This is a genomic window from Actinophytocola sp. (assembly GCF_045807065.1).
Lineage (GTDB): Bacteria > Actinomycetota > Actinomycetes > Mycobacteriales > Pseudonocardiaceae > Actinophytocola.
Map to the genome: position 1 here is coordinate 1 of NZ_JBJMIE010000374.1, position 9,465 is coordinate 9,465.

Sequence of the window (9,465 nt, forward strand, 5' to 3'; positions counted from 1 at the left end):
ATGAGGTAGAGGAAGTTCTGGTAGGAGGCGATGTCGATGAGCAGTGCGAGCGCCGTGGCCACCACGCCGACCGCGACGACGGGCGGTACGCGGCCGGTCAGGGCCAGCGCGGCGCAGGTGAGCCCGGCGGTGGGCAGGAGCCAGGCGGCGGCCAGCCAGTTCGAGCCGGGTAGCGCGAGGCCGGCCGCGGCCACGATCGGCACGGTGACCGCCAGGACCGCGGCCGTGCGGATCAGCAGTAGTCGCAGCCCCGAGTACGGCGCGGCCAGCCCGATCTCCCGGGTCGGGTCGAGGCCGCCCGCGAAGGCCACAGCGACACCCGCCAGCGGCCCGAGTGGGGCGACCACGAGAAACATGCGCAGGAAGCGCTCATCGACGCCAGCCGCCCAGGCCGCGAGCGCGAGTACACCCGCGACGGCCAGCAGCCACGGCCCCCGCAGGGTCGGCGTCGCGGCCACGAGGCGCGCCGTCGCCTCGCCGACGCCGAGCCGGGCCAGCACCCGTTCGGGCCAGCTCCGCCGGGGCGCGTCGACCCGGTCGACCACCTCCTGCCAGATCGTCGCCATCCGTCGAACGTCCACAGAGGACGAAATCGCGTCCCGGCAGGCCGCGCACCTCATCAGGTGCGCCTCGGCGGACGCGGCCAGGCCCGGCGGGGCGGCGCCCCGCGAGTACCGGCGGATCGCCTCCGGATCCAGGTGCCAGGCGGTCATCCCAACCTCCCCGTCATGCCAGCCGCTCCCGCAACAGAGCGCGGGCGCGCATCATCCGCGTCTTGACCGTGCCGGGCGGGATACCCAGCAACCGGGCGGCCTCCCGCGTCGTCAGTCCATCCAGGACAGTCGCCTGCACGACGGCCCGCAGCTCCGGTGACAGGCTCGCCAGTGCCGCTCCCACGTCGCCGTACTGGACGGCGAGCAGCACGTGCTCCTCGGCCGAGGTCTCGACGCCGGCGAACGTCGTCAGCTCATCGGCCGGCGGCCGGCTGCGCCGCAGCGCGTCGACCAGCCGGCGGATGCCGATGCCCCAGATCCACGCGGCCACCTCACCCCGGCGATCCCACCGCCCGGCCGACCGCCAGACCGCCACGAACGTGTCCTGCACGACCTCGTCGACGAGCTCCGGCGACGAGCACCGCCGCCCGAGGCGCACCAACAGCCACGGCAGGTGCCGCCGATACAGCTCGGCGAACGCCTCCCTGTCGCCGTCGCTGACCGCCGCGAGGAGCTGGGAATCCTCCCGCGGATCCGGTGGTCGCGTCACCATGCGTGACCTCCCCGTACCCCGACGAGGTACCGGGTCACCAGCGGCGCCGGCAGCGAACCACCACGGTCCGCCGCCGGCAGCCAGGAGCAGGCACCCACCGTGCTGGCCACGAGCCATCGCGCCAGCCTCGAGGCCCGCCGATCGAGGTCGCTCCCATCCACGCCCTGTTTGTCGCACCGAGCGGGGCGAACGGTTCACGGGACCGGTTCGAATCATCGCGACCACTCGAGGAATTCCTGCCTAAGTTGCGCAGGGATTCCAGTCTGGCGCGAATGGACGATTAAATTTCACTCGATCGAGTGTCTTGACTGAGGATGCCCGGGGGCTCAAGGTGAACTCGGTTCGTTAGGTAGCCTACAACGCGCCTTTTCTGTCGAACAGCTGATTGCCACCGTCGGGTAGAAACTGTCGGTCAATGCGTGAGGAGTCGAAAATTTCCAACGCTGACCGACCTGGGAATTCGCGTCCGCGGATCCGGTACAGCTATCACCATCCGGCCGTGGTCGTGCAGGTGGCGGGAGAAGTCGACCCCACGACGATGCCGCGCGTGCGTCAGGCCACACAGGAGGCGTTGAAGGGGGCCGTCGCCCCGTTTCCGGTGGTGCTGGACCTGTCGGAGATCACGGTCGCCGGCGACGAGTGTCTCGACGGGTTGGTGGCGCTCCATCAGCAGGCCCGTGCTCAGCAGACACCGCTGCGCGTGGTGGCCGCCGGTTCCGTCCTCGGTGCACTGACCGCTGGCGGTGTGGACCGGATCCTGTCCATCCACGCGACACTGAGCGCCGCGATACGGTTCGTCACCCCCGCGCGGGAGGTCACGACCGACGCCTCCGGCCGTCCGGAGTGTCCGTCGGACGCTCCCCGGACCGGCTGGCTGGGGTCCCGTCCACGGCGGACCGCGCGACGTGAACCGTTGCGGATCGAGAGCACCGCCCGCGGGGACGTCGTCGTGGTCGCACCGTCCGGAGTGCTCGATCTGGTCGGCTACGGGCAGCTGCGCAGCATGTTGATCAAGCTCGCCCTGGAAGTCCCCCGCGCCCTGATCGTGGACCTGGGCCAGCTGGTCGTCCCGGAGGACACCTCGTTGGTGGTGTTCACCTCGGTGTGGAAGGAGGTGTCGGAATGGCCGGGAGTGCCCGTCCACCTGGTCACCACCGACGCCGGTATGCGGGTCCGGCTCCGTCGCAACCGGATCGTCCGGTACACCCCGGTGCACGACACGATCGACCAGGCGATCGCCGAGCTGGACCATCCGCCACCGTGGCGTCGGATGGTCTTCACCCTTCGGCGTGGCAACACGGGCGGGACCACGGTGCGGCGCCACGTCGAACGCGCATGCCGCCGCTGGGCGTGCGTCGACACCACCGTCGCCGACGCGACAGTGATCGCCGTCGAACTGGTGGAGAACGCCGTGGGGCACACAGGCGGTGATGTCCGCCTGCGACTCGAACTCCGCTGCGGGAAACTCTTCATCTCCGTCCACGACAACGCCTCGACCCCCGCGCCCACCATCAAAGCCAGACACACCAGGACCCGGCTCGACCTCCCCGAGGTCGAGCGCCTCGCCCACTCCTGGGGAAGCGTGCCCGCGTTCCCCCACGGAGCGGTCGTGTGGGCCACCCTCCCGACCTGAGCACCGGCACCGTCCCAGCGCGTCACCGACGGCGGACGAGCACCGAGCGCATGCCTGAGAGTGACGCCGTCCACCCTTCGGGGGAATCGCCGGCATTCACACTCCCGGTCGATCCCTGGTGGACGTGGCGGCTCCTAGTCTCGGCATGGGCGTCGCGGACGCCGCCGACACCGGCGACTACTGGATCACGTGCCTGAGGGACTGACGAGATCGGACCACTAGGAGGACGGCCATGGTGGACACCTCGCTCGTCGAGGCGTTGAAGTTCCGGGGCGACCCGTTGGCCGACACGGTGGTCGCGGAGCTGGCCGCGACCGGCCGGGTCGGCGCGGTGAACGAGGTGCTGGCGCACTTCCGCGCCAACGACCAACCCGTTCCGGCGGACCTGCCGGAGTCCGTGCGCGCCTACCTCGTCGCGACCGGCAAACCGCCGGAGTGGGCGGACCTGGACCGGGTCGCGCGGGCGTACGAGTTCTTCGTGGACGACGGCGTGCACGTGGCCGCCGTGCTGTCCTTCGCGGCGATGGTGAACTGCTACGCACAACCACGTCCGTCACGGGTGCTCGCGATGACGCACGGGCTGAACCAGCCGCACCGCAGGCTCTCGGAGACCTCGCAGTTCGTGCTGAACATGATGGGGTGCGGGGCGTTCGGCTCGGGCGGCGCGTTCGTGCCGACGATCCAGAAGACCCGGCTGATCCACGCCGCGGTCCGCCACTTCATCACCCGCTCCGGCAGGTGGGACCTCGAGGCCGACGGCGTTCCGGTGTGCCAGCAGGACATGGTGGGCTCACTGCTGATCTTCTCGGTACAGGTCGTCGAGGGCATGCGCCGCCTGGGCATCTCGGTGACCGAGGCCGAGGCGGAGGACTACTACTACGTGTGGCGGGTGACCGGCGCGATGCTCGGCATCCCGGCGCAGGCACTGCCGGCGACACTGGCCGAGGCCCGCGAGCTGAACAGCACCCTGGTGGAGACGTCCTACGGCCCCTCCCCCGAGGGCGTCCAGCTCACCGCGCACCTGCTCGACCTGTACGAGAAGCTGTTCCCCGGCAAGGTGTTCGACGGCATCGTCGCGGCACTGGTGCGCCAGGTCGTCGACGACCGCGTCGCCGACTGGATGCGCGTGCCCCGCTCCGGCGGGTGGCAGCGGGTGGCCCGCATCGGCACCCGTGTGCTCGGCGCACTGGAACGAGCCGAGGACGACAGCCGCACCGCCACGGCGATCCTCGACAGGGCGGGTGAACTCCTGCTGGGCGGCAGCGTGCGAACACTCACCAACGGACAGTCCACGACCCTGAGCATCCCGGCCGACCTCCGCGAACGATGGCAGGCGAGCGGCCTCTGCCCGGCCGGCACCGCCCCGCGGCCCGCCACACACACGGTCCGAACGTGAGGACGGCTGTACCGCCGAGTCTCTACTTCCTCCTGCTGTGCGACGCGACGTTCGGCGTTCCGGACCAGGACCCGCTCCGCTCGCGGAGGCCCGGACCAGCGTTCATCGAGTCCCACAGGGCGCGCAATGGCGGCGGTCAACGCGTACTCGAACGCGGCGAACCCGAAACCCACGCTCGTGCCCGGCGCCAGCCCGTCCCGCAGGGACTTGACGGGCGGGTGCCGGGCGTTGAGCGGGCTCAGTCCGCTCCTGAACACCAGACCCGGCTGATTCGCACCGTCATGTCCGGTACCGGAAGAGGATCCGGCCGCGGGCCAGGTCGTACGGGGTCAGCTCGACGAGCACCCGGTCGTAGGGCAGGATCTTGATGTAGTTCTTCCGTATCTTGCCGCTGATGTGCGCCAGCACCTTGTGCCCGTTCGGCAGTTCCACCGTGAACCGGGCGTCGCGCAGACACTCGACGACGATGCCTTCCACCTCTATGCCGTTCTTCGCCATGGTTCTCCTCCAGTTTCGGCGTCAGTGCAGTAGCAGTTCGAGGTTGCTGCTCGCGCGCCGGGCGCCGACACCGTCGAACAGCGCCGTTGCGGCCACGTTGGACTCGTTCACGTCCGCCGACGCCGTGGCGATCCCGCGGTGGTGCAACGAATCCAGCACGGTGGCGAGCAGCGCCCGGGCGATACCTCGGCGGCGCTGGTCGGCCCGGACCGCGATCAGCCCGAGCCGCGGTTGCCGGGGCAGCGCCGTCACCCGGAGCAGCCCCACGTACTCGCCGACCGTCGCGGCCACCGCGTACTTCGACGGGTCCACCACGGTGTCGCCGTCCGGTCGGGACAGCACCTCGGCCGGCATCTCCTGCCATCCGACGGTGGCCGCGACCTCGTCGCGGACCACACGGTCCAGTGCCCGCAACGGGTCCTCCTCCGCATGACCCGCGGGGACGATCGTCACACCCGCCGGCGGGTGCGCGGAGCCGAGCCCGGTGATCCGCGGATCCGTGGGCACGAGGTACTCCCACTCGCGGCGGCGAGTCGTGAAGCCGGCTCGCTCCCAGGAGGACGTCAGGTCGAGGTCCGCCTCGTCGACCACTGTGTACAGCGGCCTCGGCAGCACCGTCAGCATCGCCTCGGCGAGCTGGTCGAAAACCACGTCGTGCCACGCGTCGATGCTGAGGAACAACCGTCCGTCCGGCCTGCGGAAAACCTCACCGCGGCCGACCATCCGGTCGTCCGCCACGGCGTGCCACTGCGATTCGGCGACGCGCGCGATCGAAGAGTTCATAGGTAGTCACCTTTCGGGAATGCCCTGTGATGGCGCTCCCGGCGACTCCTACGTCAGTCGCACGACCGTGAAGACGAGGGGAGCACCCACGTCGAAACATCGTTCATGGGTCTCACCTCCTCGGGTCATGTCACGGCGTCGATCATGCTACCCGCTCCGTACCGATCGGCCCAACCAGTTTCTCGCCGACCGGCACGTGCGCCGCCCGTGCCACCGAATCGACTCGACTCGATCGCGAAGGCTGACAGCCGCGAAGGAGTCCACAATAGACGCGACTGTCACATGCCATGGACCTCGCCCCGTCGGACGAACCGTTACTGAGTCGCGCAGCGGCTATCGGGCAGCGGCTATCGGGCAGCGGGCGAGTTCGCGCACCCCCGGAACCAACCGGTATCCGGGGGTGCGACGAGTCCGTTGGCCCTTCGGCTCAGCGGCGGCGGCCCCTGCGGCTTCCGGACGAGAATGCCGCTATGCCGGGGGTTTTCGGTGTGGCCGACGTCGTCTGGGTGTCCGACTTCACGGGCTGGCGGCGTGCGCGGGGGTTCTTGGCGCGCCTGGGGTTGGTGCCGGTCGGGCGGGCTTGCCGGTCCGGGTGGACGCTCGGCGCCGGCTTCGCGCTCGGCGCCACGTAGGTGCGTTCACCCGGTGCGAGTTGGGTGAGCAGCGGGTGGCCGGGGCGCAGGCGGGTGATGGTGGCGGTGATGCCGGCCTTGCGGGTGAGGTCGCGGACGTCGGCGACCTGGGTGTCGGTCATCAGGGTGACGACGGTGCCGGAGGCTCCCGCTCGGGCGGTGCGGCCTGACCGGTGCAGGTATGCCTTGTGTTCCATCGGCGGGTCGGCGTGGATCACCAGCGTGACGTCGTCGACGTGGATGCCGCGGGCGGCGATGTCGGTGGCGACCAGGGTGGCCGCGCTACCCGCCGCGAAGGCGTGCAGGTTGCGGGTGCGTGCCGACTGGCCGAGGTTGCCGTGCAGTTCGACGGCGGGCACTCCCTCGGCGACGAGTTGACGGGTCAGCTTCGTGGCACCCCGCTTGGTGCGGGTGAACACCAGCGTGCGCCCCGGGGCCGCGGTCAGGTCGACCAGCACCGGAAGGCGGGCCGCCGGCTGTACGTGCAGCACGTGGTGGTCCATGGTGGCGACGGGCGAGGAGGCCGAGTCGACGCTGTGGGTGACCGGGTCGTGCAGGAAGCGTCGGACCAGCACGTCGACACCGGCGTCGAGCGTGGCGGAGAACAGCAGTCGCTGGCCGTCGCGCGGGGTCTGGTTCAGCAGCCGGGTGACCACTGGCAGGAAGCCGAGGTCGGCCATGTGGTCGGCCTCGTCCAGCACGGTGATCTCGACGGCGTCGAGCCGGGCGTGACCGGACTCGAGGTGGTCGGCCAGCCGGCCGGGGCACGCGATGAGCACGTCGACCCCGGCATTCAGGCCGGCGACCTGCGGACCCGGGCGTACGCCGCCGTAGACGGTCAGGGTGCGCAGGGACAGCGCCGTGGCCAGTGGGGCGATCGCCGCCTGGATCTGGCTGACCAGCTCCCGGGTGGGAGCCAGGATCAGCGCCCGTGGGCGGCCGGGGCGGCGCGTTGTGGTGCTGGCGGCGAGCCTGGCGAGCACGGGGAGCACGAACGCGTAGGTCTTGCCCGATCCGGTCCGGCCGCGGCCGAGCACGTCGCGGCCGGCCAACGAGTCGGGCAGTGTGGCCGCCTGGATGGGGAACGGTGTGGCGATGCCCTGCGTCGTCAGGGCCGTCACCAGCCTGGCTGGCACCCCCAGCTGGGCGAAGGTCGGACCAGCGACCGGTGAGCCATCGGACACGGGCGTGGAAAGGTTATGAGGGCGGCGTGCCGCCATGAGTACTCCGAAACGTTGAGGGTCGTCCTGCCCGGCGCAGATCCACCTGGACCGCGGCGCGTGGTGGTCGACAAAGAAACATGGCCCGAGGCAGAACTGAGCGGGCCACGACGATCAGTGTACACAACCCCTCAGGCGGAGCCGGTGGCGCCGACTTCGTGAGACGGGACTGATCGACGGAGGGCTGGTCGCCACGCCGTGACGCCGCCGCGAGGTCGTCATCGGGGGCCGAGACGATCGAGCCGCACGCACAAGCGTATGCTTACGCCATCCGGACCGAGACATCCCACCTTCGAGATGCTACCCCCGGCAGACGTCGAACGGGTATGTCATCCATCGGCAGAGGTCGAAACGCGGCCGTCCTCGGTTATCGCGTTGATCATCCAGCTGGCGCGTACCGCCCTTCTCCTTCGCGACACCCTCGACGGCACGACACCAGGAGAACCAGATGACCGAAGCCACATTCGTCTCCCGCTACGAGCAGCGGGTCGCGTTCGTCCAGAACGTCCTCAAGAAGAGCCCGGCACTCGGTGACGAGGCCGCGCGCGACCTCGCGGTGCAGGTGGTCTACGCCATCGACCACATCCCGGAGCCGAGGCGCTGAAACCGACGACGACCGTTGGTTGCTGATCCGATCAGGTCGTGAAACTCTGTTAGCAGGTCGCGGATCCACCGCGACCTGATGCCCATGACGTGACGCCACCCCAGACCCCGGTGTCGTGTTACGACACACCCGGAAAGTGGTGGCAATTGACGTCGCTCGATACCCCGTCCATGGTTGGCAGCCGGGACTACGGTGAACTGTCCCAGTTGATCCGGAAGGCGGGCTTGCTGCGCCGGCGCTACGGGTACTACGCGGTGAAGATCAGCCTCAACGTGATCGCCTTCGCGGGTGGTTGGGTCGCCTTCTTCAAGGTCGGCGACTCCTGGTGGCAGCTGTTCCTCGCGGTGTTCTTCGCGGTGATGTTCGGCCAGCTGTCGTTCATCGGACACGACGCCGGGCACAAGCAGATCTTCCGCACCGGGCGGGCCAACGACGCCATCGGCTTCTGGCACGGTGGGATGGTCGGCCTCAGCTACGCCTCGTGGATGGCGCAGCACACCCGCCACCACGCCAATCCCAACCACGAGGACGACGACCCCGACATCCACATCCCGGCGATCGCCTTCACCACCGAACAAGCCGTCGCCAGGCGGGGATTCTTCCGGTGGATGGCCAAGTACCAGGCCTTCCTGTTCTTCCCGCTGCTGCTGCTCGAAGGCTTCAGCCTGCACGTCTCCAGCATCAACGCCCTGCTGCGCAAGGACCTGCGGTCCCGCAGGATGGAGATGTGCTTGCTGGTGGGGCACTTCGCCGCCTACCTGACCGCGGTCTTCCTCGTGCTCTCGCCCCTGACCGGAGTGATCTTCATCCTGGTGCACCAGTGTCTCTGGGGCCTCTACATGGGATGCTCGTTCGCTCCCGGGCACAAGGGCATGCCGATCCTCGGCGCCGGCCAGAAGCTCGACTTCCTCCGCAAGCAGGTCCTCACCTCCCGCAACGTCCGCGGCGGCGTGTGGGTCGACTTCACCCTCGGCGCGCTGAACTACCAGGTCGAGCACCATCTGTTTCCCAGCATGGCCCGACCGAACCTGCGCCTCGCCCAACCGATCGTGCGCGCCTTCTGCGCCAGCAAGGGCATCGAGTACTCGCAGTGCGGGTGGCTGCGGACCTACGGGTACGTGCTGCAACACCTCCACGCCGTCGGCGCACCGCTGCGGCTGGCCAGCAACTAGCGACGGGAGGACCGATATGACATCGGTCCCGCACACCCACCCGCAGTCCCCGCCGACACCGCTGCGGTTGCGGCTCAAGCCGAAGGCCGCCGCCACCGGCTACGTCGACGGCGCCTGGTGGCCGAGGTCCCGGGACCTCGCCGCGGAACTGCCCGCCCTGGTCACGGTCCTCGCCGTCCGGTTGGGCCGGATCTCACGGGTGGCGTACGCACTGTCCTCCTGGGATGCCACGCCCCGCCGGTTCGAGGTCGACGGAAGTCG

General features: G+C 69.7%; 10 protein-coding genes. 5 read left to right on the forward strand and 5 right to left on the reverse strand.

Translation table 11 applies throughout. The features are described 5' to 3' along the window. Together ACJ73U_RS21790 and ACJ73U_RS21795 are read right to left on the reverse strand one after the other, a co-directional pair. Positions 1–713, reverse strand: a 713-nt coding sequence (locus ACJ73U_RS21790; RefSeq protein ID WP_407779523.1) for a hypothetical protein, incomplete at its 3' end; no start/stop codon positions are given. 13 nt (positions 714–726) lie between these two features. Beyond that, a complete protein-coding gene (locus tag ACJ73U_RS21795; RefSeq protein ID WP_407779524.1) occupies positions 727–1,266 on the reverse strand; it encodes an RNA polymerase sigma factor in 540 nt (179 codons plus the stop codon). A 499-nt stretch (positions 1,267–1,765) separates the two neighbouring features. Here ACJ73U_RS21795 and ACJ73U_RS21800 point away from each other — a divergent pair, with 499 nt between their 5' ends. Beyond that, entirely contained in the window at positions 1,766–2,899 is a 1,134-nt protein-coding gene (locus tag ACJ73U_RS21800) for an STAS domain-containing protein (RefSeq protein WP_407779525.1), read from the forward strand. 232 nt (positions 2,900–3,131) lie between these two features. Then, complete coding sequence (locus ACJ73U_RS21805; RefSeq protein ID WP_407779526.1) at positions 3,132–4,295, forward strand: oxygenase MpaB family protein; 1,164 nt, start codon at positions 3,132–3,134, stop codon at positions 4,293–4,295. A gap of 279 nt (positions 4,296–4,574) precedes the next feature. Here the strand turns inward: ACJ73U_RS21805 and infA are convergent, their stop codons facing one another. The 3 genes from infA to ACJ73U_RS21820 all read right to left on the reverse strand — a co-directional run bounded on the left by infA (position 4,575) and on the right by ACJ73U_RS21820 (position 7,428). Further along, entirely contained in the window at positions 4,575–4,793 is a 219-nt protein-coding gene (infA, locus tag ACJ73U_RS21810; protein WP_407779527.1) for a translation initiation factor IF-1, read from the reverse strand. Positions 4,794–4,814: 21 nt separating this feature from the next. Next, entirely contained in the window at positions 4,815–5,576 is a 762-nt protein-coding gene (locus ACJ73U_RS21815) for a GNAT family N-acetyltransferase (RefSeq protein ID WP_407779528.1), read from the reverse strand. A gap of 427 nt (positions 5,577–6,003) precedes the next feature. Further along, on the reverse strand, positions 6,004–7,428 hold the full coding sequence (locus tag ACJ73U_RS21820; RefSeq protein WP_407779529.1) for a DEAD/DEAH box helicase: 1,425 nt from the start codon (positions 7,426–7,428) through the stop codon (positions 6,004–6,006). Between the two features lie 448 nt (positions 7,429–7,876). On the opposite strand from ACJ73U_RS21820, the gene ACJ73U_RS21825 reads away from it, so the two are divergent. The 3 genes from ACJ73U_RS21825 to ACJ73U_RS21835 all read left to right on the forward strand — a co-directional run. Continuing rightward, positions 7,877–8,032 carry a DUF6307 family protein gene (locus ACJ73U_RS21825; RefSeq protein ID WP_407779530.1) on the forward strand — a complete coding sequence of 52 codons (156 nt, stop codon included), beginning with the start codon at positions 7,877–7,879 and terminating at the stop codon, positions 8,030–8,032. A 170-nt stretch (positions 8,033–8,202) separates the two neighbouring features. Continuing rightward, positions 8,203–9,204 (forward strand): fatty acid desaturase family protein, encoded by a 1,002-nt coding sequence (locus ACJ73U_RS21830; protein ID WP_407779531.1) that lies wholly within the window; start codon positions 8,203–8,205, stop codon positions 9,202–9,204. A 16-nt stretch (positions 9,205–9,220) separates the two neighbouring features. Further along, positions 9,221–9,465 (forward strand): DUF5994 family protein (locus ACJ73U_RS21835; RefSeq protein ID WP_407779532.1); only part of this gene is annotated, 245 nt, incomplete at its 3' end.

Coding starts and splice junctions, on each gene's coding strand:
- infA (WP_407779527.1), bottom strand. CDS start 4,793: ATGGCGAAGAACGGCATAGAGGTGGAAGGCATCGTCGTCGAGTGTCTG.
- ACJ73U_RS21825 (WP_407779530.1), top strand. CDS start 7,877: ATGACCGAAGCCACATTCGTCTCCCGCTACGAGCAGCGGGTCGCGTTC.
- ACJ73U_RS21820 (WP_407779529.1), bottom strand. CDS start 7,428: ATGGCGGCACGCCGCCCTCATAACCTTTCCACGCCCGTGTCCGATGGC.
- ACJ73U_RS21805 (WP_407779526.1), top strand. CDS start 3,132: ATGGTGGACACCTCGCTCGTCGAGGCGTTGAAGTTCCGGGGCGACCCG.
- ACJ73U_RS21815 (WP_407779528.1), bottom strand. CDS start 5,576: ATGAACTCTTCGATCGCGCGCGTCGCCGAATCGCAGTGGCACGCCGTG.
- ACJ73U_RS21830 (WP_407779531.1), top strand. CDS start 8,203: ATGGTTGGCAGCCGGGACTACGGTGAACTGTCCCAGTTGATCCGGAAG.
- ACJ73U_RS21795 (WP_407779524.1), bottom strand. CDS start 1,266: ATGGTGACGCGACCACCGGATCCGCGGGAGGATTCCCAGCTCCTCGCG.